Origin of the sequence: Deinococcus hopiensis KR-140, from assembly GCF_900176165.1 — a bacterium.
GTDB lineage: Bacteria > Deinococcota > Deinococci > Deinococcales > Deinococcaceae > Deinococcus > Deinococcus hopiensis.
Window position 1 is genome coordinate 2,775,171 of the sequence record NZ_FWWU01000009.1, and the last position, 20,333, is coordinate 2,795,503.

At 69.8% G+C, this 20,333-nt stretch carries 19 protein-coding genes and 1 pseudogene; 12 read left to right on the top strand and 8 right to left on the bottom strand.

Going from position 1 to position 20,333, the window contains the following annotated elements:
- Nucleotides 1-50: 50 nt before the first annotated feature.
- Nucleotides 51-2,525, top strand: coding sequence for a tetratricopeptide repeat protein (locus tag B9A95_RS26910; protein WP_084050114.1), 2,475 nt, complete (start codon nt 51-53; stop codon nt 2,523-2,525).
- Nucleotides 2,526-2,606: 81 nt separating this feature from the next.
- Here the strand turns inward: B9A95_RS26910 and B9A95_RS26915 are convergent, their stop codons facing one another.
- Both B9A95_RS26915 and B9A95_RS26920 read right to left on the bottom strand, forming a co-directional pair.
- The gene (locus B9A95_RS26915; RefSeq protein WP_084050117.1) at nt 2,607-3,467 is read right to left on the bottom strand and encodes a DUF4384 domain-containing protein; all 861 of its coding nucleotides are present in this window, start codon (nt 3,465-3,467) and stop codon (nt 2,607-2,609) included.
- Between the two features lie 376 nt (nt 3,468-3,843).
- Nucleotides 3,844-4,548, bottom strand: coding sequence for an IclR family transcriptional regulator (locus B9A95_RS26920; RefSeq protein ID WP_084050120.1), 705 nt, complete (start codon nt 4,546-4,548; stop codon nt 3,844-3,846).
- A 134-nt stretch (nt 4,549-4,682) separates the two neighbouring features.
- Here B9A95_RS26920 and B9A95_RS26925 point away from each other — a divergent pair, with 134 nt between their 5' ends.
- On the top strand, nt 4,683-5,018 hold the full coding sequence (locus tag B9A95_RS26925; RefSeq protein ID WP_084050123.1) for a hypothetical protein: 336 nt from the start codon (nt 4,683-4,685) through the stop codon (nt 5,016-5,018).
- On the opposite strand, the gene B9A95_RS26930 is transcribed toward B9A95_RS26925, so the two are convergent.
- The gene (locus B9A95_RS26930; RefSeq protein WP_139806999.1) at nt 4,997-6,034 is read right to left on the bottom strand and encodes a sugar phosphate nucleotidyltransferase; all 1,038 of its coding nucleotides are present in this window, start codon (nt 6,032-6,034) and stop codon (nt 4,997-4,999) included. The genes B9A95_RS26925 and B9A95_RS26930 overlap by 22 nt on opposite strands.
- Nucleotides 6,035-6,152: 118 nt before the next feature.
- Nucleotides 6,153-7,064, bottom strand: a complete 912-nt coding sequence (locus B9A95_RS26935; RefSeq protein ID WP_084050128.1) for an alpha/beta fold hydrolase — start codon at nt 7,062-7,064, stop codon at nt 6,153-6,155.
- 137 nt (nt 7,065-7,201) lie between these two features.
- On the opposite strand from B9A95_RS26935, the gene B9A95_RS26940 reads away from it, so the two are divergent.
- The 6 genes and pseudogenes from B9A95_RS26940 to B9A95_RS37315 form a co-directional block, all read left to right on the top strand.
- Nucleotides 7,202-7,513, top strand: coding sequence for a hypothetical protein (locus B9A95_RS26940; RefSeq protein ID WP_084050131.1), 312 nt, complete (start codon nt 7,202-7,204; stop codon nt 7,511-7,513).
- Nucleotides 7,514-7,597: 84 nt separating this feature from the next.
- Entirely contained in the window at nt 7,598-8,266 is a 669-nt protein-coding gene (locus B9A95_RS26945) for a response regulator transcription factor (RefSeq protein WP_084051007.1), read from the top strand.
- Nucleotides 8,267-8,388: 122 nt separating this feature from the next.
- Nucleotides 8,389-9,288 carry a P1 family peptidase gene (locus tag B9A95_RS26950; RefSeq protein ID WP_084051008.1) on the top strand — a complete coding sequence of 300 codons (900 nt, stop codon included), beginning with the start codon at nt 8,389-8,391 and terminating at the stop codon, nt 9,286-9,288.
- Nucleotides 9,289-9,347: 59 nt separating this feature from the next.
- A complete protein-coding gene (locus tag B9A95_RS34215; protein WP_084050134.1) occupies nt 9,348-9,578 on the top strand; it encodes an NUDIX hydrolase in 231 nt (76 codons plus the stop codon).
- 276 nt (nt 9,579-9,854) lie between these two features.
- Nucleotides 9,855-9,923 carry a hypothetical protein gene (locus B9A95_RS35820; RefSeq protein WP_245808561.1) on the top strand — a complete coding sequence of 23 codons (69 nt, stop codon included), beginning with the start codon at nt 9,855-9,857 and terminating at the stop codon, nt 9,921-9,923.
- A 323-nt stretch (nt 9,924-10,246) separates the two neighbouring features.
- Nucleotides 10,247-10,483, top strand: a pseudogene (locus B9A95_RS37315) (HIT domain-containing protein); the annotation flags it as partial.
- A gap of 116 nt (nt 10,484-10,599) precedes the next feature.
- On the opposite strand, the gene B9A95_RS26970 reads toward B9A95_RS37315, so the two are convergent.
- Nucleotides 10,600-11,331 (bottom strand): GNAT family N-acetyltransferase, encoded by a 732-nt coding sequence (locus B9A95_RS26970; RefSeq protein WP_084050139.1) that lies wholly within the window; start codon nt 11,329-11,331, stop codon nt 10,600-10,602.
- Nucleotides 11,332-11,408: 77 nt separating this feature from the next.
- On the opposite strand from B9A95_RS26970, the gene B9A95_RS26975 reads away from it, so the two are divergent.
- The 4 genes from B9A95_RS26975 (at nt 11,409) to B9A95_RS26990 (ending at nt 15,692) form a co-directional block, all read left to right on the top strand.
- The gene (locus B9A95_RS26975) at nt 11,409-12,095 is read left to right on the top strand and encodes a DUF1990 family protein (RefSeq protein ID WP_084051009.1); all 687 of its coding nucleotides are present in this window, start codon (nt 11,409-11,411) and stop codon (nt 12,093-12,095) included.
- Between the two features lie 123 nt (nt 12,096-12,218).
- On the top strand, nt 12,219-12,512 hold the full coding sequence (locus tag B9A95_RS26980; RefSeq protein WP_084050142.1) for a hypothetical protein: 294 nt from the start codon (nt 12,219-12,221) through the stop codon (nt 12,510-12,512).
- A 41-nt stretch (nt 12,513-12,553) separates the two neighbouring features.
- Nucleotides 12,554-13,714, top strand: coding sequence for a DUF418 domain-containing protein (locus B9A95_RS26985; RefSeq protein ID WP_084050145.1), 1,161 nt, complete (start codon nt 12,554-12,556; stop codon nt 13,712-13,714).
- A 184-nt stretch (nt 13,715-13,898) separates the two neighbouring features.
- Nucleotides 13,899-15,692 carry an N-acetylmuramoyl-L-alanine amidase family protein gene (locus B9A95_RS26990; RefSeq protein WP_245808511.1) on the top strand — a complete coding sequence of 598 codons (1,794 nt, stop codon included), beginning with the start codon at nt 13,899-13,901 and terminating at the stop codon, nt 15,690-15,692.
- A 49-nt stretch (nt 15,693-15,741) separates the two neighbouring features.
- On the opposite strand, the gene B9A95_RS26995 is transcribed toward B9A95_RS26990, so the two are convergent.
- The 3 genes from B9A95_RS26995 to priA all read right to left on the bottom strand — a co-directional run bounded on the left by B9A95_RS26995 (nt 15,742) and on the right by priA (nt 20,252).
- Nucleotides 15,742-16,476: a metallophosphoesterase family protein gene (locus B9A95_RS26995; protein WP_084050149.1), complete on the bottom strand. Its 735-nt coding sequence runs from the start codon at nt 16,474-16,476 to the stop codon at nt 15,742-15,744.
- 69 nt (nt 16,477-16,545) lie between these two features.
- Nucleotides 16,546-16,995 carry a GNAT family N-acetyltransferase gene (locus tag B9A95_RS34220; RefSeq protein WP_084050151.1) on the bottom strand — a complete coding sequence of 150 codons (450 nt, stop codon included), beginning with the start codon at nt 16,993-16,995 and terminating at the stop codon, nt 16,546-16,548.
- 743 nt (nt 16,996-17,738) lie between these two features.
- Nucleotides 17,739-20,252, bottom strand: coding sequence for a replication restart helicase PriA (priA, locus tag B9A95_RS27005; RefSeq protein WP_084050152.1), 2,514 nt, complete (start codon nt 20,250-20,252; stop codon nt 17,739-17,741).
- Nucleotides 20,253-20,333 lie beyond the last annotated feature (81 nt).

Here is a 20,333-nt window from a genome sequence, read left to right on the forward strand (position 1 = left end):
TCGAAATTTCCCGAACCGCGCAACGTTAAAGGATCTCTTTATACTGACTCATGCCTCTCTCGGCCCGGCTCCAGGCCCTGCTCGCATCCAGCCCAGCGCGGGTCATTGCGCCGGTGGACATCGGCACTGGGCCGGAAGCGCTGCAGGCATGGGCGGAAGAACACGGGCGAACGGTCACGTGCGGGCCTCCCCCCGCAGAGCTGGAGCGCTGGCTGTGGTTCCCACGCAAACGAGGCGAGGTGGTGGCCTGGGCAGAGACGAACCCCACGGCGGAGTCTCCCCTGGTTCTGACCGGAGCAGACACCCTCCTGGACGCCGAGGCGTGGCGCGCCGCGCTGGGTGGGAACGGGCGCTGGGCTGCCAAGACCTACGCCCTCGCGCGTGGGTGGCCCGCTGCGTTACCGCTCGCGCGGGGCCTTACCGGGCGGGGAGCCGCGGAGGAGTGGTACCGCCATCCCCTCGCCGCCGTGGCGCTCACGCCGCTGCTGCCTCCTGAGGCGTTGCGGAGCGCTTACCGCGCTCTGGCCCTGTCTCCCCTCGTGACGCCGGGCGTGGCTTCGGTGCTGGAAATCACGCCGGAAACGGTAGAGGCGCTGGCTGAAGGTGGGTGGCTGTGGCCCGTCCCCGGGGGCTGGGAGATTCCCGGCGTGTTGCGCCGTCACCTCTGTCCCCTGCCGGACCCCGCGCAGGCTGGGCGCGTGGCCGATGAACTGCACCGCGGCGGCCACACGCTCGCCGCCCTGACCCTGCTGCGCGAGGCCGGGGCGTGGAAAGCGCACCTCACCCTGCTCGCCGGACACCTGCGGGCCACAGCGGGAACAGACCTGCTGCGCGCCAGCCTGCGCGTCCTGCCGCCCTACTGGCGTGAGCGCCCCGAAGCCCTGTACCTCGCGGGACTGCTCGCGCGGGCCTCGGGCGATCTGCCGCGCGCAGAAGACCTCTACACCCGGGCGCTGCCCGGCCTGCCCCCGACGCTGGCGCCGCTGGCCGCCAATGCGCGCGGGGTGGTGCGGGCCATGCGGGGAAACGCCTCCGGGGCGTTGGCCGATTTCGAGGCCGCGAGCTGTGCGGGCGGGCTAACGGGCGGTGAGGCGGCGCACAACCGCGCCACGCTGCTGGTGCAGCTGGGCCGGCACGCCGAGGCCGAGCGCAGCCTGGACGACGCCATCGCTGCCTTCCGCGAGGCCGGCGACCTGCGCCGTGAGGCCCGCAGCTTGGAGACGCTGGGCGCGTTGCAGTTCGGCCGCGGCCTGCTGGCTGAGGCGTTGACTCCTTATGAACACGTGCTGCGCCTGCAGGCGGAGCAGCCCCAGGAGACGGCCCTCACGCACGTGAACCTCGCCGAGGTCCACGCCCTGCTGGGCGATGTGGGCGCGGCGCGGGGGCATCTGGAGCAGGCGCGGGACCTGATCTCCCGCTTTGGGCTTGCGGGGGTGGAGGGCTGGATGGGGCGGGTTCAGGCCCTGCTCGCCCTGCACGCGGGGCTTCCAGCCGTGGCCCGTGACCTGCTCACGGCAGAGGCGGGGGGGGACCCCGCCCTGCAGGCCGAGACAGCGCTGCTGCTCGCCCGGACCCAGCGCGAGCTGGGCGAGGCGGAGGCGGCGAGCGAAGCCCTGGCGCAGGCCCGGTCCCTGGGCCTCCGGGCAGACCTCGAAGCCGCGCTCCAGGGCGGCGATCCCGGCGAGGTGATCGCCGCCGCCCGCGAGGAAGACGCCCGCCTCGAACTGGCGACGGCCCTGCTGCACCGGGGCACGCCCGGCGACCTCGAAGAGGCCCTGAGCCTGATACGCACCCACGGCTACCGCACCCTGCTCGAAAGTCCGGCGGCCCACCGACTCGTGGAGCACGCTGGAGACGAGGCCACCCGGACGCTGTTTCCCCTCACCCTGCGCGTGCTGGGCCCGCTGCGCGTGACCCACGCGGGGCGCACCTGGCGCTCGGAGAACTTTCCCACCCGCAAGAGCGCGGCGCTGCTGGTGGCCCTGGCCCTCTCGGGCCGCTCACAGCCGCGCGAGGGGCTGGCCGAGCGCTTCTGGCCTGGGGCGAAAAATCCGCTTGCCAGCCTCCAGACCGCCGTGTATCACCTGCGCACCACCTTCGGCGTCAACCTGATCAGCAGCGCGCGGGGCCGCCTGACCCTGACCTTTCCGGTGCAGAGTGACCTGGGACGCCTGCAAGACGCCCTGTCAAGCCGGGACCCGGACCAGCTCGCGACCCTGCTCCGGCAGGACGCCGGCCCTCCGGCCGTGCTTCCGGACCTCTCCAGCGAACTGCACGAGGAACGCGAATTTGCCGAGCGCCTGCTGCACGACGCCCTGCAGGTCTACGCCGACGCACAGCCGGGAGGCAGCCTGGAGCGCCGCGACGCCCTGCGTCAGCTGATCGCCGCCGATCCGCTGAACATCACGGCCCGTTCGGACCTCGTAGAGTGGCACCTCGCGCAGGGCGACGCCGAGAGCGCCGGGCAGGAGCGGGCGCGGATGGAGGACATCTTGCGGGAGCTCGGTGAGGGGGGGCGCGGATAGGGCGCGCCCAGCCTCCGGCCACCAGCGAAAAAAACGCCCGCCCAGGGAGGCCGGGCGGGCGCAGTCAGCCGGGTAGACCCCCTACTGGGCTTCCTTGCGAACCAGCACCACGTCGTAGGTGGTGGTGCCGGGGCGCTGCTTGACCGTCAGGTTGGCGGTGCTGTCGTCGGCCAGGATGAACTTGCCGGTCATCTGCGCCTTGCTGGAAGTCACCTCGTCGGCCTCGTAGCCCTGGCCCTTGAGCTGGTTGGCGTAGAAGTCGTACACGCGCGCCAGGCCGAGGCTGGACTTGAAGCTGGACTTCCAGGTGGAGGTCGTGGTGGTCACGGTCGACACCACGGGCACGGGCGGCGTCGCCACGGTGCTGGAAATCTGGTACTGCGCCACGTCCGTCACCCAGTCCTGCGAGGCCAGCGGCTTGACGATGATCGAGAGGGCCTGGGCCAGTCCGGTCTGTCCGCCCTTGACGATCACGGTGGCAAAGCCGGTCTGCTGGTCTTCCTTGAACTGCGCGATCTCATCGAGGTCGAGTTCGCTCTTGCTTGCCAGTGCCAGAACCTTGTTCAGCCCAGCGGGACCGGCTATGTCGAAGGTGAACTTGTCGTTTTTGTCGGGAAAGCTCTTGGTGGTGTTGGCCTTCACGAAGTTCTCGCCGCTGGAAAATTTGTTGGGCAAGATCAGGTTGATGCGGCCCTTCTGGTCCACGTTAAACAGGTACACGTAGGCGTCTTGCGTGGTCTTGACGTTCAGCGTAATGCGGTCGCCCGCCACATAGACGGGCGTCTTGCTACCCGTGGTGTCTTTCGACGTCCACACGCTGACCTTCAGCGGCGAGACCACCGGATTCACGATGATGCTCTGCGAGGTGATCTTGGGCGAGTTCTGCGCCTGGGCCGTGCCGAGAGCCGCCGCCAGTCCGAGGGAAACGAGAACGTATTTCATGCCTCTACCGTGCCACGTTCCGCATGATGGGGCCTGAAAACTTCCTAATGGTTTCGGAAGAGCTCGGACAGCTCCGCATCAGTTTCGGCGGCAGGAAGACGCTTCTGCGCGTCTGATACGGCGTCTTAGCTTATTGTTTACGAAAGGAATCAACCCCACTTGCAAAGAGCCAGATAACCGTGAGCGCGGCGAAGCGGAGCAGGACAAAAGCACCGGAGCGACGCGGAGGGAAGGGGCTGTCACGGATGATCCGGAACACGGACCACTCCGTGCGGGAGGGCAAGGCGCACCGAAACGAGGTGTGGGCCAGAGACGCCCGCCCCCAGCCCACCTTTCGCTCCACCGCCCTCTGTCCTCGGCGCGGTGTGCCCCGCCCTCAGCCCCGCTCCTCCGCCTCCCGCACGATTCCCAGCACACGCTCGCGGATGACGCGTTCCTCGCGCAGGTAGCGGCTGGCGCTCATCTGCACGCCGATGGCCGCCACCACATGTCCCCCGTGGCGGTAGGGCACGCCCAGGGTGCACTGCCCCGGAATCCACTCCTCGATGGAATAGGCGTAGCCGCGCCGACGCACCCGCGCGACCTCGGTGCGCCACTCGTCGGCGGTGGTGATGCTGCTCTCGGTGCAGGTGGCGAATTCCCGCGGCTGCGTCTCGTGATGGGCGTAAAGGATCTTGCCGCTGGCCGTCGCCGTGGCGGGCAGGTAGATGTCGAGCGGCAAATCGATATCCGCGTCTGGATGCCGCTCACGGATAGCGCACACCACTTCTTCTCCCTCCAGCAGGCACAAAAAGGCCACCGAACGGACCTCCAGCGCCAGACGTGTAATCAGCGCGCGGGCTTCTGGGAACCACGGCAGCGCGGAGGTCAGGTGCGCGCCCATCTCGGCGATATGCCAGGACAGACGGTATTTGCCCACCGGGGTGCGGCGCAGGAAGCCGGCTTCGGTCAGTCCAGCGAGGTAGGCGTGGGCGGTGGCGCGGGGAATGCCGAGTTGTGCGGCCAGCGCCCGCACGCCCCACTCGGGTTGCTCGGCGCTGAACGCCCCGAGGATGCTCGCGGCTTTCTGAAGGGACAGCACCTGTCCAGGCTACACGGACGTGGCCAGATTGTATACAGGCCTGCCGGGGGAGGCACGGCGGAGCAGGACGCGGGGACCCAGGCGCCGGCCCGCCTCAGCAGTTCCCGGGCCGCCGGCAGCCCGCAGGTACAGGCGTGGCGGTCACTGCCCCTCACGCCGAAGTGGTCAACAACAACTTTGGGAATGAAAGCCAGGGCCTGCTGGGCGCGGCCTTTTCGGTTGTGAAGCGGCTGACCGGCATCTTGCCCGGGCGCGGCGCAGAGACGGGCGTGTTTCCGGCCTCCTCGCCTGAGGTGGGGGGCGTACGGGGAAAGTCCTTCGGCAGGAAGCGGGCGGTGAACACGAGCAAAGAGTCCTGCGGTGAGGGCGAGCCCCGCCACCTTGGACCGAGCGCGAGCGCCCGACGGGTCCAGGCCGACGGACCTCGCCTGACCGCCTGCCTACCGGACTACACCCGCAGCACACTGTAGTCGCCCACCACGAGTTGCAGCCCCGCACCGGTGGGTGGCCCCACCACTGCCCGCCGTCCGATGACCGCGCGCGTCAGGGGTCTGGAGGGGAAGAGGATGCTCGCGCCCTCGTCGATCAGGCTGTCCTGCACGGTGGCCCCCTCGATCCTGACCCGGGGACCGACGCTGACGTTTGGCCCCACGGTGCTGTTCTGAATGCTGGCGCCAGCACCGATGAGCACCGGGCCGATCAGGGTGGTGTTTTCCACCACCGCGCCCGCCTCGATCACCACCGGGCCGCTTAGCGCGCTGCGGCAGACCTGGCCCTCCACGCGCGGGGACAGGCTCAACAGAAAGTGGGCGTTGGCGGCGAGCAGGTCTCCCGGCGTGCCTGCGTCGCTCCAGAAGCCGTCCAGTGTCACAGCCCGCACGCGTCCGCCCGCCGCCACCACGCGCAGCAGGGCCTGCGGAAACTCGATCTCGCCGCGTTCGCTGGGCACCAGCTGAGCCACCTCATCCAGCACATGGCCCTGAAAGGCAAAGACCCCGCAAGCCGCCAGATCACTGGGCGGACGGCGGGGTTTTTCAATCAGCTGCGTCAGCCACCCTTCGCTTACCACAGCCACCCCGTAGGCGCTCGGGTCCGGCACCTGCTTGACGGCCAGTGCGGCGTCAGCGTCGCCCAGGGCGTGCGCCAGCGGGGTCAAGGCGTCGCCGAACAGATTGTCGCCCAGGTACAGCAGGGCGGGGCCACCTTCCAGAAAGTCACGCGCCATCAGCACGGCGTGGCCAGTGCCCAGGGGTTCGTGCTGGGGCACGAAGGTCAACGGTCCCTCGTTTCGCGTGGCGTCCCGCAGGGCGTCCTGGTGGCCGGGCCCCATGACCACCGCCACCTCCGCTACCCCCGCCGCACGCAGGGCCCGCACCGCCCGCGCCACGATGGGCACCCCCGCCACCGGCACAGCGGGTTTGGGCCGCCCGGCACTGACGGGAAAAAGACGGCTGCCACGTCCAGCAGCGAGGATCACACCTTTCATAAGGGTGAGGGCAGTTTAACGATCAAGTGGGCGGTCTGGGAGCGGAAATGGTGAGAAGGGACAGGTTTGGCGCAATCGTGCTCAGGCGTTGGGCGGTCAGTCGCCGCCCTCAGACGGTCTACCGCGTCAGCGCCTCTTCCAGGGCTTCGGCAAAGGCGTCCTCGTCGTCCAGCCAGGGGTAGTGTCCAGCGTCCAGCACGGTCACGTCGGCTCCTCCCAGGTCCGCAAGCCACTCCACCTGCTCTGGGTAGCTCGTGCGGTCGTGCACTCCGGCGATCACGAAGAGGGGACGGCGGAGTTCTTGCAAGAAGGGCACGTACTCGAATTCCCACAGGCCCTGGTTGACGAGCGCCTGCTGCACCTCGCCGCCACCAGTCAGTTGCCCCTCGGCGTCGGTGAACTCCAGGTGCATCCTGCTGGCGGCGTCGCGGAACTGCAGCGCATTGAGCAGGTCGCGGGCGTTGAGCAATGCGAAAGCCGCCTCCACCCGCGCCTCGCCCACTGCCGGGTGCTGTCCCTCCGGGGTCTGGGCACGCACCTCGGCCGCGGGATCCTCCAGCGCCTGCCCGCGCAGGGCCGAGGCCTCGCGCAACAGCGTCAGGGCCAACTCCGGGAAATGGACCCAGGGATTGACGACCACAACGCGGGCGGTATGGGTGGGGTGCCGCCGGGCGTATTCCAGCGCCACAAGTGCCCCAAAGCCGTGGCCCAGCGGAACGATCCGCTCCAGGCCCAGGTAACCGCGGACCGCCTCCAGGTCGGCCACCAGCGTGTCCAGGTCCAGGGTCTCGCCGCCCTGCTGGGTGTCTTCCAGCGCGCCGCTGCGGCCCGAACCGCGCTGGTCCAGGTACACCACCCGCCGTGCCAGGAGACGTTCCCCGAACAGCTCCTGAAAGGAAAGGCTGTTGTAGCCGGGACCGCCATGCAGGAAGATCAGTGCGGGTACGTCCGAATCCTCGGGCCCTGCTACGTCGAAGTACAGGTCTGCGCCGTTGAGGTGCGTTACTTGGGTCTCGTCCGGCCAGGTCATACGCTCCATTGTACGGAGTGCCCACCCCGCTTCCCCGCCACGAAGCGCGTGACTGCTGACCTTTCGCTGACCCGCGTGAGGGCAGCATGGAGACTGCGGCAATACGCCCTGGCCAGGCCTGCCTCTACCCTGGTGGAATGACCGACCCCGCTGCCCTCTCGGGACCCCAGGGCATTGCCTTCTCGCTCGCGGGCGTGGACGAACTCACCTTCGTCCGTATTCTGCGCGACGTGGTGGAGGACGCCGCCTTTGCCCGGCCCCTGCGGCTAGAAGCCCAGGAACCGCGCGCAGGCGTGCCGGGGCGGCTCACCCTGGTCTTCTGGCCACAGGAGCGCACCCGCGCGGTGGCGGCCATGCAACGCCTCAAAACGGTCCTGCTGCGCCACGGCGTGCAGGTGGACTCCATTCACATCCCCGGCGAAGCAGGACCGGGCCTTAAGGGAGCCTAAACCGTGTTCGTTACCCGCCTGACGGGCCTCGCCCCCTACGATGAGCCGCAAACAGGCGCACGCCAGGAGACAGAGGCAGACCGTATGGACCAACGCATACTCCTTATCGAAGACAACCCGGACATCACCCGCGTGGTGCAGTACGAGCTGGAACAGGCCGGGTACCGTGTCCTGACGGCTCCCGACGGCGTGACCGGCCTCACCACCGCCCGCGAGAACAGCCCTGATCTGGTCATTCTCGACCTCGGTCTGCCCGACTTCGACGGCGCGGAGATCGCCCGACGCCTGAGAAAGACGAGCAGCGTGCCTATCATCATCCTGACCGCCATGGACGCTGTGGACCGCAAGGTCAACCTGCTGGAAGCGGGCGCGGACGACTACATGACCAAGCCCTTTCACCCTGAAGAACTTGTGGCCCGCGTCAAGGTGCAGCTGCGCCACCAGCAGCACGGCGAAGTGATCTCCATCGGGGCGCTGGAGATCCACCCGCAAAAGCGGCTGTGCCACTACAACGGCCACGAGGTCCGGCTCTCGCCCAAGGAGTTCGATCTGCTGACCTTCCTGGCCCGCCAGCCTGGCCGGGTCTATTCCCGTCAGGAAATCGAGCGCGAGGTCTGGAACGGCGAGCTGCCCAGCAACTCCAACGTGGTGGACGTGCATATGGCAAACATGCGCGCCAAACTGCGGGATCTCGACGGGTACGGAATTATTCGCACGGTCCGTGGGATCGGGTATGCGCTGAAGACGCCGTGAGGAACGGCCAGCGGCCAGCTTCCAGTCGCCGGCCAAAGCACCAGTACAGGGCTCCGGGTATGTAACTCGGGGCATTTTTGCTGAACGTTAAGCGCTTTTTTCCCCTGTGGTCCAATGCCCCCATGACCGCCCCCAACACCACCCTCACCGCCATTCCCGGCTTTCGTGTGGGCCACTGGACAGACCCTGTGGGCCAGACCGGCTGCACGGTCATCCTGTGCCCAGACGCGGGGGCCGTCGCGTCGGCCTCCTTTCTGGGGCCGAGTCCGGGCACGCGGGAAGGGGTGCTGCTCGCTCCCGAGAAGAAGGTCGAGCGCGTTCACGCCCTGCTGCTGACGGGCGGTTCAGCCTTTGGGCTGGCGGCGGCGGCCGGAGTCGTTCGGGTACTCGAGGAGCGCGGCGTGGGGCATGAAACGCCCTGGGCGCGGGTCCCCATCGTGCCCGCCGCCGTGATCTATGACCTGGGGGTAGGCGATCCGGGGGCCCGGCCCGGCGAGCGGGAAGGAGGACTCGCCGCCCATGCGGCTTCGCGTGACCCGGTGCCGCGCGGACGGGTGGGGGCAGGCACCGGCGCGACGGCGGGCAAATATCTCGGCGCGGGCGCGGTGCCGGGCGGACTGGGCAGCGTCGTTGTAGAACGGCATGGCGTCCGTGTGGGTGCGCTGGCGGTGGTCAATCCCATCGGGGACGTGCTCGATGAGCGCGGCGAGGTGCTGGCCGGGCCAGGTGTGGGACCGGGGTCCGTGGCCTTTGCCCCCGGTGATGTGGAGAGCACCACCCTCGTCGCCGTCGTCACCGAACGCGCCCTGGCCAAAAACGACGCCCGCCGGCTCGCCGACGCCGCCCAGACTGCCCTTGGCCGGGTTATCCATCCCAGCCACACCTTCTGGGATGGCGACAGCGCCTTCGTCCTCAGCGCATGTACCCTTCCACCAGCTGATCCGCTGCTGATCGGCACACTTGTGCAGGAGGCCGTCTGCGCCGCCGTCCGGGACGCTGTGCGTCAGGCTGCCATAGGCTAGCGGCCAACAGCCAATAGTAGATGTGTACCTTGCTCACATAAGTACGCAGGACCGCGTGCGTGAGCTGCGCCATTCTCGGTCCGCGACCGGGCAACTTTGTGGGGGCAGCGGGGCTGATCCAGAATGCGTCGGGCGAGGTCTGGCCGCTGCGCCGCGAGATGGAGGAAGAGGTCAACCTGAAGCTGCACGGGGCCGAGTTGCTGGAGATGCTCAGCTCCGCAGGACCCAGCCGGGTGGCAAACGGCGACGGGTCCTACCGGTACACGGCGCTGTTCCGCGTGTTGGAGTGAAGCGGCGAGGTTGAGGCAGACGGGGTGGAGGCCGCACAGGCGCGGTTCTTTTTCCCCAAAGCACCTTCCGCCCCTCACGCGGCTGGGCGAGAAGGCCCTGGAAATGTTGACGTGAGTTGCGTCCGTGACCTGCGCGTAAAGCTGGGGCCTGCCCCGGTAAATCCCGCGGGCGCGTGTGCCCTCGTGGTCAATGCGGCGGGCGAGGTCCTGCTGCAACGGAGAGCCGGCACGGGAGCCTGAGGTACACCGGGCGGCATCGCCGAACTGGGCGAGGCGCTGGAGAACACCCTGCGCCGCGAAGTGCAGGAGGAAACGGGCCTGCTGGCGCTGACCCCGAACTCCTGACGATCATCAGTGGCCCGGACACGTACCGCGAGCTTCCCAATGGCGACGAATTCTATCAGGTCACCGCGGTGTACCTCGTCCGCATCTGGGAGGGCGTCTTCCAGCCTGACCGCACCGAGGGCGTGGAACTGCGTTTCTTCCCACTCCATGCGCTGCCATCGCCCCTAGGGCCGTGAAATACGCGTGCGACGGCTCTTTTGCGCGGGTCACGGGCGTGAGGCACGGCGCCGCCCAGCGGCGTCTGTCCCTTCTGCCTGCCCGCCGACAGGAACGGGCACGTGCGGAGCCGGGTGCCGGACGTGGTCTACCGCGGCCATCAGGTTATGGCATTGATCGCGGCGGAGCCGTTCTCGGTCCGGCCCGGTTCACCCGGCCACATGCTGATCGTGCCCGTGGCGCACTTTGAAAACCTCTACGAACTGGGAGCCCGCCTTCACGCCCTGTCCCGACGGGTGGCCCTGTCCCTAAAGGCGGTGAGCGGGTGCCACGGCACCAGCACCGAGCAGCGCAACGAACCCACCGGAAATCAGGATGTGCGGCACCACCACCTGCACGCGTTCCCGCGGAAGGCGACGCGCTTATTCGCAGACCCGCGTACAGGTGGGCGAGGAAGTGCGGGCGGCACAGGCCGCGAGGCTGAAGCCTGTTGTGCAGGATGTGCTGGCCCGGTTGCCCCTCACTCCCGGGTAAACGTCAGCCGCATTCCAGCAAGCCCGAAGCCTGCCCGGCAGACGTTGCGCTCGCTGCCCGTGCCAGGCGTCACGAACACGCTTGCCATGTCCGCCCCCAGCCGGGCGGCGAGGTGCAACCGGGCCGCCAGGAGAGCGGTTTGCGCCCCACAGCCCCGGGCTGTGGGCAGGGTGGCCGTGCTGTAGAGGGCGGCGACGCCCTGCTGGGCCCGCAGGGCCGCCACCCCAGCGGGCGTTCCGTCCACCTCGGCGGTCAGAAGATGGACACCCGGCAGATGGGCGTTCAGCCGCATGATTGCCTCGCTTCCGGGACCAAAAGCGCGGGACGCCAGATCGGCCCAGGCTGGCGCGTCCGCCGCCTCACGCACCGGCAGGGCAGGTGGGGGCGGCAGAGGGGTCAGGGGGCGGGTGTACAGGTGCAGGGCGGTGGTCAGGGCGTAGCCACGTGGGCCGAGCCGGGACAGCAGCGTCGGCGCGGTGTGCGACAGCACGTGCAAAACGGTGGGCTGACCATGGGCGCGGCAAAACGCTTCGAATGCGCTCAGGTCTGCCTCGCTGAGCGGGCCTTTCCCGCTGTGCCATCCCGTATTAACGGGCAGGTCCAGCCCCGCGTGGACGGCCACCAGGGGTCCGAAGTGGGCGGCCTCGCCCCAGGCGGCATATGCGGCGTGGGCCTCGGCCTCCACAGCGGCGATTCGGGGCAGGAGGTCCGGCGTCATTGCCCCAGGGTATTCCTTTCGTCTTGCTCAATCCGCTCCAAGCCACGCACACGCCGCCGCCCGGTAGCCTGCCGGGCATGTCCCGCTCTTCGTCCCGCCTGCGGTGGCTCGCGCTGCCCGCCGCCGCGCTCGCCGCCTACGTCCTCAAAGGACCGGCCGATCCCCTGCAGCCCTCTGGTCCCGAAGACGGCGTGGGTCCCATCACCCGCCGCCGCTACTGGGTAGAGGTGGAGGGGGCCGCCCACACGCCGGAGGACGTGGCTGAGCACTGGCGCAACCACCTGCCCGACCACGCGCCGAAGTGGCTGGCGTGGTTCCGGGGCCTGGACCATCCGGTGCCGCCCGTGAACCGCGGGGACCGGCTCCGCATCCTGATGCTGGGGGTGCGCCGGGGCCGCGTGGTGGTGGAACACGCGGACCCCCTGGGCTTCCGGGTGCGGACGCTGCGCCTGCACCCGGATGCCGGGACCTCGGACTTCCGCGTCTACCCGGGCGAGGAGGCGGGGCGAATGGTCCTCCAGATTGAGTCGCTGCTGCGGACCAACTCGCAATTTGACCGCTTGGCCTACATCTTTGGCGTTCACGCCGCCCAGCGCCGCAACTGGGAACTCACGCTGACCAGCGTGGCGGCCTATGCGGGCGGGAGGATCGTCAACCGGGGGCACGAGTCGCTGGAGATGCCGCAGCTCGCCCACTCGTACACGCTCCCGGAAGTTCCCGAGGCGCCCGTGGGCGCCAGCGCGGAAACGGCCTCGCACGCCTGAGGGCGGCTCCCGCTCAGGGCCATTTCACCCAACTTTGAGTCAGCGTTGGCCCAAGGGTCAAAAGAGCTTCAGGCTGTGTGAAAAGCTGCCCTCTCGCATGGGCCGCACCCGGCACAGTGGGGCATGTCGCTTGCCTTTCACCCCGAAATGTTTGTGCGCATTGAGCAGCTTGAGGGTCCGCGCGCCCCGCTGCCCCGCCCCCTGGAAAGCGGCTTTACGCCGGGCCGCCTCTACCGCGTGGTGGGCGTGTTCAATCCGTCGGAAACGTCGGACGCCTACTTCATCTTGCCCAACGACCGCGACGAGCTGTGGTTTATCTGCCAGAGGCACCTGCGCTTCGCCGGCCTGCATGCCACCTCCGCCCACCATCTGGACCTTGAGGGCGCGGACGTGCTGCACGCCAGCGCGGCAGACTGAGTCCGGCGGCCCAGGCCAGCTTCTCGCGCTAGCCTGAAAGTATGTCGCTGCCCGAGGTCTCGCCCACCTCCGAAACCGGTCCATCGCGTCCGGTGCGGTTTGGGGAACGCGCCCTGCTGCCGGACGTCTTGCGGGGCCTGGCGCTGCTGGGCATCCTCGTCGTGAACGTGCAGGACTTCGGGGGCTTCCGCGAGTGGACGCAGGTGGGCGTGGACCGTGCGGCGCAGGTCCTGACCGACGTGGTGTTCAACGGACGCTCGATCAGTCTGTTCGCCATGCTGTTCGGCTGGGGAGCGGCGGGACTGCTCGCGAGGCACGGCCCGGGGCGACTGCTGCGCCGCCTGGCGGTCTTGCTCCTGATCGGCACGCTGCACTACGTCTTCGTGTGGCACGGCGACATCATCTCGCTGTACGCGGTGCTGGCCGCAGCGCTGCTGCTGACGGGCCGGCTGGAAGCGGGGGCCCTCGTGCTGCTGGCGTCCGGGCTGGGCGGCTGGTGGCTGCTGACCACGCTGCAACAGGGCTTCGCGCGGCTGGGCAGTCCGCGCGGGCGGTTCGACGGGCTCCCGGACCTGACCCCAGGCATGACCTACGCGGACGCGCTGCACCCCCGCGCCGCCGAATTCACGAACGGCTTGATTGTCAGCGCGGTCTACAACGGGCCCTGGCTGATCGCGCTGTTTTGCCTGGGGGCTGCCGCCCACAGAACGGGGCTGCTCACCCGCCCGCAGGCACACCGGCCGCTGCTGCGCCGCCTCGCCGTATGGGGCCTGGGGCTCGGCCTGCCCCTGGGCCTGCTGCTCGCCTGGCTCAACACGCGCGGAACGCTCCCCGCTGGGCTCCTCGCCATTCCCGTGCGCATGGGGGGCGGGCTGGCCACCGCGCTGGGCTATGTCGGTGTGCTGGGGCTGCTCGCCGCGCGGGGAAGGCTGGGACCGCTGCGGGCCTTCGCGGCGAGTGGACGCCTCGCCATGAGCAACTACCTGGCCCAGAGCCTGCTGATGACCACCTTCTTCTACCCGTATGGCGGCGCGTATTTCGGGCGCTGGGGCGCAGCATATTCGGTGCTGCTTGCCCTGCTCGTGGGCTTCTCGCAGCTTCCGGTCAGCGCCTGGCTTCTGGAGCGCTTCGGCACGGGACCGATGGAATGGCTCACGCGGCGGCTGGTGTACGGCGGGAACGGGCGGCAGCAGGGCACTTGACGCCTTGGCCCTTGCTCTCACAGAAGGGGCGTTACGGTCGAGTTCCCGGCCTCTGGCACAGAGAAAGCGGAGCGGAGAAACCCCCAACAGGACGGGAAGAACGTGATCCGACAGTCAAGTGAGTGCGGATGACCATTTCTCACCGCCCGGCGGGTCAATATAGAGGCCCATGAAGCCGCAGGTCATGTTGCTCTCATCTCTGGTGTCGTATGGCCTCCTCTGCGCCCTGCCGGGAACCTGGGCATCGGCGCAGGCGGACCCCTTTCAACGCGGCGCCCCGCCGCAGGTGTTCCCCAGCGTGCGTGCGGGAACGGCGGCCGTCACGGTGCCCGGAGCCGCCGCTCCCACCTCCCAGACAGGCACCGTCTCGGCGGGGGCCTCTACCCCGGTGGGCGGTGTGTTCGCTGCGCCCCGCGCCAGCAGTGACGGCAGCCAGACGCGGGTGGTCTTTGACCTGACGCCCGGCGTGACCTACACCCTCACGCCCACCTTCGGGGGCCTGCGGCTGGATGTGAAGGGGGCGCGGGTGGTGCCCACCGTCCGCAACACGCTGGGGCCGAGCGTGACCGAGTACCGTGCGGGCGGCGGGCAGGTCACGCTGGTCACGCCCTTTCCGCTGGGCCTGACCGAGGGCTGGCGGGCCAGTGAGGCGACGGTGGCCTCGGGGGCGCGGGTGCTGATCCTGGAATTCGGCCCGACGCTGGCGGGCGGCGCGAGTGCGGCGCTGCGGGGACTGGTGCGTCCCACAGCCCTGCCGCCGACGCCCGACGAGCGTCAGGCCCTGAGTGCGCCCATCGGCACGGCGCTGGCCCAGCAGTTGCCTCCCGGTGACACGGTGGCCCCCGTACCCCGGAGCGCCCTCCCCGCCCCGGCCCCAGCGCTGCCGGGCCACGATCCCGAAAAACCCAGCGCCCTGTCGGGGCGAGCGCCGGGGAACCCACAACCTGGAGCCAGCCTGGTGCCTCCGCGCCTCGGCAAGAATCCGGGCATGACCCGGGTGGTGCTGGACCTGCCGCCCGGCACGGGCTACCGCCTGGTGCCGGCCGGACTCGGCCTGCGCATCGAGCTGACCGGCGTGAGCGCCGCGCCGCTCTCCGCGCAAAATGTGAGCCCCGAGGTGCGGTCCTGGCGCTACGACCCCGTGACGGACGGGGTCAACGTGACGCTCAACGCGGCCGGGCCCCTCACCGAGCGCAGCGGGTGGCGTGCACAACTGGTGCCCCCCACTCCGGGCAGCGACCGCTCGCGCCTCGCCATCGACCTCTCGCCCGCCCTGGCAAACCTGACGCCGCTGAATCCACGCGAGAAGGTGGTGGCCGCGGTGCCCCCCATGCGTTCGCTGGGGGGTACGGCGCTGCTCGCCCTGAGCGCCACGCTGAGCCAGCCCCGGGTGGTCATCGATCCGGGGCACGGGGGCCGCGATCCGGGTGCCCAGGGCTCAATCTCCGAGAAGCAGGTGACGCTGGCCGTGGCCCTGCGGGTGCGTGATCTGCTGCGCGCCGCGGGGGTGGACGCGGTGCTCACCCGCGACACGGACCGCGAGCTGAACCCGGTGAAGAACACGGACCTCGTGATGCGGGCGCAGATGGGCACGCCGGGCACACAGCTATTTCTGAGCATTCACGTGAACTCGATGGAGCCTGTCAACGCCCTGCGCGGTTACGGCGTGGAGACGTGGTGGAACCCCAACCACCCCCTGTCCAGCACCCTGGCCGGCATCATCGAGAAGAACGTGGTGGGCGCGACGGGCGCGTACGACCGCGGCCTGCGCAGCAACCGCTCGCTCGCCGTGCTGCGCAACAGCCGCATTCCGGCGGCCCTGGTGGAGATCGGCTACACCAGCCACCCGGTCGACGGCCTGAACCTCAAGGACGACAACTACCTCGACCGGGTGGCGCTGGGCATCGCGCAGGGCATCCGCGAGGCGCTGGTCAGCGGCGTCGCGGCCGGCGGCGCAGCGGGCGGCGCAGAGAACTAACGGGAACGGCCAGTGAACGGCTCCAGGCGCATCCTCGGCGTGGAGCCGCCTACTCGCCCGTCCGCGCCCGGCGTTTCTGGTACGCGCCCGTCAACAATTCGGCGATGTACTCGCGGGTAAAGGGCATCCCGCTGGCCTCGGCGGCCGCGATCTCCGCGTCGCGGTTGTAGGTCAGCCGGACGAAGGTGGCGCTGTGCGCCGGACCGTGCGGATCAAATTCCAGAATCAGGTAACTGGGCAGTGTGCTGTCGAGGGGGTTGCCCACCGAGCCGCAGTTGATCAGGGGGCGGCCCTCCACATCGAGCATCAGCGTCTCGTGGACATCGGCGTACACGAGGGCGTCGGCGTGCTGCCGCAGGGCGAACTGCGGGTTGGGGGCGTAGGCGTCGAGCTGCTCGGCCAGGCTGGAATGCGGGTACAGGCGGTGAAAGAGGCCCTTGGAGCTCGCGTGGACAAACCGCCACCACGCGCCTCCAAACTGCTCCTCGATCCCGTAGGGCAGGGCAGCGAGGTACGAGAGCTGCTCGGGCGAGAGCTTGGAGCGCGGCCACAGGTCCTGCGGGCGGTTGGTGGCCCCGGCCACCCGGGCGTCCCAGTTGCCCTGAATGACGCGGGTGGCGTTCGCCTCGGTCCACTCCAGCACCTCGCGCGGACGCGGCCCCTTGCCCACGAGGTCGCCCAGCACCCACAGTTCGGTAATGCCCCTGCGCTGTACGTCCGCGTGTGCGGCCAGCGTCGCCTCCAAGTTGGCGTGCAGGTCCGCGAGTACGGCGAGACGGATCATGGGGGGCAGTCTAGCCCAGAGGAACCGGGGCGCGCGGAAAAGCGTAAGGAAGGAATTAGGCGGACGGGCTCAGGGCCAGCGTTTCTCGAAAGCCCGTTTCGTCTCGCCCGCGTAACCGCAGCGGCGATAGAAGGCGTGCGCTTCTGGAAGGGACGCGCCGCTCTGCAACATCACCTTGTAGGCCTTCACCGCACGGGCCAGCCGCTCGGCTTCCGCCAGCAGCGCCCGGCCGATGCCCTGTTCCCGGTAGGCCGCGTGGGTGACCACGTTCTCCACGACCCCGTAGGGCCGTGCGCCGCGCGTGAGGTTGGGGATCAGGGCCAGCGTCACGGTCCCGACGATCTGGCCTTCCATCTCTGCCACCAGGACTTGCAGCCCCGGCTGGGCCTCCACGGCTTCCCACGCTTGAAGGTGGGCAGGCTGGAGGTCAGCCGAATTTCTGGCGCTGAGTTGGCCGTACAGGGCGAGGAGGGCGGGCAGGTCCGGGCGCCGGGCAGGACGGATGGAGAAGGAGGCCACGACGCCCAGTATTTTGCCTTTCCGGACAGCAGCGGGCTTTACAGTGCAGACGTGAAACGCAAGGGCAGCGACTTCCTGTACTTTTCCCAGGCGTGACCGGAACCCAGTGGGCGACCGAACGAAAAGACGGCTGACTGGTTGCCTTTCATCAGGGTTGCGGTTCATCCGTGATGAAATCACGGGCCAACCCGAGCAGAGCGAGCAGGAAAAGCGGCGACGCAGAGGCGTGGAATGACCGGAGCGGACGAAACGGATGATCCGCAAACGCATCAGACACCAAGCGGCGTTTGACTGCGGTGCGTCGCCGAACGGGGGGGTGGCCTCCCTCTGGCCGGGCCACCGCTCTGGCCGTACTGGGCACCCAGAAGCGGCGAGTCCACCTGCCTGGTCTCTCGCGGCGGGCAGGACCGGCCCGTCTGGCGCCACGCGGACGTGGCCGCGGCGGAGGGGCACGGTTTCCTCCACACCGCAGACCTGTACCTCGGCGCGCTGGCCCTATGCGGCATCAGGGCGAGGAATTGGGCGCCGCCCCTTGCGCGGAGATCCTCGCTGGAGAAGACCTGGCGCGGGCGCCCGCTTCCGCTGCCGTTTGACGCGCGCAGGCGGGGCGAGCGCAAGGGGCGGCGCCGCAGGTCCAGACCTCCCCGAACGCTTGTGCCTACGCGCTCCACCTGATGGAGACGCTCTCCGGTCAACACGGGCAGAAAAGGCCGTTCCTCACGCCTGTCGCCTCACCGCTATCCTTACAGCCCTCCGCGCGGGTTCACGTCCACCCGCACCCGGGCCTTCCAGCTGCGGTCCAGCGTGGCGAGCAGTTGAGCGAGCCGCACGTCGTCGCGGGCGCGCAGAAAGAGGTGGTACGGGTACACGCCGCGCAGCCGGGCGACGGGCGCGGGCGCAGGGCCGAGCACCTCCGAGGCGGTGGCCCCGGCCCCGTGCAGGGCGTCGAAAACTTCCTGGGCGGCGATCTTGGCCCGCTCCGGGTCACGGGCGGCAATCTCGACCTGCGCCAGCCGGGCGTGCGGCGGGTAGCCCAACGCGGCGCGGGCGCGTTCCTCAGCGGCGGGGTAGGCCAGGGCGTCGCGGCCCTCCACGAGGACCTTGAGTGCTGGATGCTCGGCCTGGAAGGTCTGCACCACGAGCAGCGGCGCGCGGGTGGGGTGCCACTCGGCCAGCGAGCGCAGCAGGCGGTGGTAGCGCTCCGAGGCGCGAAAGTCTGAGACGTTCAGCCAGGTATCGGCCAGCGTCACGCCGATGAGGGCGAGGTTGGGCGGAGCCTCCTGCGAGAGGAGCAGCTGTGTGCCCACCACCACGCCGCTCTCACCTGCGTAAAGGGCCGCAAGGTCGTCTTGGCGGTCGCGGTCATAGCGGTAGACGGGCAGGCCCGGCGCGAGGGTCGCCACCGTTTCCGCGATCCATTCGGTGCCGGGGCCGCGCGCTTTCCACATCTGCTCGCCGCAGCGGGCGCAGCGGTCGGGCATGGATTCGTGGTAGCCGCACTGATGGCAGGTCAGCCGCCGGGTGTCCCGGTGAAAGCGGAGCGGCACGTCACAGTTGCGGCAGCCGGGGGTATATTCGCACGAGGGGCACCGCAAGAGTGCCGAGTACCCACGCCGGGGCGCGAGCAGGACCGCCTGCCGTCCGCGCTCCTGAACCTGGCGCAGCAGCTGCGCGAGGTCATGGCTGAGCGGGTAGCCCAGGTCACCCGGCGTGAGGTGAACGCCCGACAGCGGGCCGAGTTCGGGTTGCTCGGGTGGATTGGCGTAATCCACCACATGCACGCGGGCCCGTGGCGGGGGCAGCACCGCGCCGGGCAGGGGCACGCTCTCAGCAGCGGGGGTACTCCCCACCAGGGCCAATGCAGCGTCCTGGGCGGCGGCCACCCGCGCAGCCACGTCAGGCACGAAGGCGTGCGAGCCGGCCTGGAGCTTGTGGGCGTCGCTGCCCTCCTCCAGCACCACAATCAGCGCCGGGGCTTCGAGGGGCGCACTGAGGGCGAGGTAACTGCCGATCACCAGCCGCGCCGCCCCCGAGCGGATCAGGTGCCAGGCGTGTTCGCGCCCCACGTCGTTCAGCTGGCCGCTGAAGGGCACGGCGCGGGTGCCAGCGGGCGCGGCCAATCCGGACAGGCCTTCCCAGGCGCGGTGCAGTGTGGCGTGGTCAGGGGCGAGGACCAGCACCCCCCTCCCCTGCCCCAGCAGCCGGGCGATGCGCGGAGCGAGCGTCTGGAAGCGTGAGGTCGGCCGCCCACCGTGAAGCCGCCACGCCGGGCCCTCGGGCAGGCGGTCCGGGTCCAGGGTGGTCCAGGGAACTCCGGGCTCGGGCAGAGGGGGGGGCGGGGCCGCCTCCTGCGTGATGTCGGCCCAGCCCCGCGCGGCGAGGGTGGAGGCGGCGGTGGGCGAGAGCAGCACTCCACCCGCCGACGCGCCGCTCGCCCAGGCGCTCAGGGTCTCGGCGGGGCCGTGCTCGCGCAGCCACGCCCAGGCTTCCGGAGTCGGCGCTTCCTCGGCGACGTGCCGGGCCCCTCCAGCCTTGAGGACATTCGCCACCACGCCGCTTCCCACCTCCGCGCCGCGTGCCCAGGCGCTCAGGGTCTCGGCGGGGCCGTGCTCGCGCAGCCAGGCCCAGGCGGCGTGTCCCTTGGCCGTCAGGCCCTCGGGCGGTGCGGGAACGGCACGCAGGACGGTCTTGGTCCGCGCCGAGACGGGCACCCGGTCCAGCGTTCGGGCGCGGACCACCTGGCGCAGTCGGGGGAGCGGGGCGAAGTCCTCTTCCAGCAGCCCCTGTTCGCGGACGGCATCGAGAAGCTTGGAGGGAAACCCGCCCGCGTCCGTCCACTCGGGGGGGGGGACATGGCGGCCAAAGGCGCTGAGATCCGCGTCGGCCACCGCCCGGACCCGGTGGCGCACCCTCGCCTCCCAGCCCACGCCGATCAGGTCACACCAGACCAGACCGGCGGGCAGGTGGGCATCCCCCGCCCAGGCAGTCACGGCGGCCACAGTGGCGGGCGGGACCCAGGGGCCTTCCTCCCCGTCGAGAACGTGGACAGCCTCGCGCAGGCGGTGGGCCCGGGCAGGGTCGCCCTCCCCCACCACCAGCCCCACGGCGAGTTCGCCTCGCCACGGCACCAGCACCCGGCAGCCCACCGGAACTGCCCCGCCGTAACCGTGTGGCGCGGCAAAATCCAACGCTGGAATGGGCAGCGCCACCGCCACCTGCCAGGGCGCCGGGGGAGAAGGGGCAGGGGGGGCACTCACAGGCCCAGACCCTACCTCACCCGCCTCACAGGCCGGGGTGTGGCGCGTGCCAAACTCATTCTCGCGCCTGTGCCTTGATCC

Bases quoted from the DNA above. Each gene is read 5' to 3' on its own strand.
- B9A95_RS26935 (WP_084050128.1), bottom strand. From the start codon at position 7,064: ATGACCTGGCCGGACGAGACCCAAGTAACGCACCTCAACGGCGCAGAC.
- B9A95_RS26910 (WP_084050114.1), top strand. From the start codon at position 51: ATGCCTCTCTCGGCCCGGCTCCAGGCCCTGCTCGCATCCAGCCCAGCG.
- B9A95_RS26985 (WP_084050145.1), top strand. From the start codon at position 12,554: ATGTCGCTGCCCGAGGTCTCGCCCACCTCCGAAACCGGTCCATCGCGT.
- B9A95_RS26940 (WP_084050131.1), top strand. From the start codon at position 7,202: ATGACCGACCCCGCTGCCCTCTCGGGACCCCAGGGCATTGCCTTCTCG.
- B9A95_RS26950 (WP_084051008.1), top strand. From the start codon at position 8,389: ATGACCGCCCCCAACACCACCCTCACCGCCATTCCCGGCTTTCGTGTG.
- B9A95_RS26975 (WP_084051009.1), top strand. From the start codon at position 11,409: ATGTCCCGCTCTTCGTCCCGCCTGCGGTGGCTCGCGCTGCCCGCCGCC.
- B9A95_RS26915 (WP_084050117.1), bottom strand. From the start codon at position 3,467: ATGAAATACGTTCTCGTTTCCCTCGGACTGGCGGCGGCTCTCGGCACG.
- B9A95_RS26945 (WP_084051007.1), top strand. From the start codon at position 7,598: ATGGACCAACGCATACTCCTTATCGAAGACAACCCGGACATCACCCGC.
- B9A95_RS26930 (WP_139806999.1), bottom strand. From the start codon at position 6,034: ATGAAAGGTGTGATCCTCGCTGCTGGACGTGGCAGCCGTCTTTTTCCC.
- B9A95_RS26990 (WP_245808511.1), top strand. From the start codon at position 13,899: ATGTTGCTCTCATCTCTGGTGTCGTATGGCCTCCTCTGCGCCCTGCCG.
- B9A95_RS26980 (WP_084050142.1), top strand. From the start codon at position 12,219: ATGTCGCTTGCCTTTCACCCCGAAATGTTTGTGCGCATTGAGCAGCTT.
- B9A95_RS26995 (WP_084050149.1), bottom strand. From the start codon at position 16,476: ATGATCCGTCTCGCCGTACTCGCGGACCTGCACGCCAACTTGGAGGCG.
- B9A95_RS26970 (WP_084050139.1), bottom strand. From the start codon at position 11,331: ATGACGCCGGACCTCCTGCCCCGAATCGCCGCTGTGGAGGCCGAGGCC.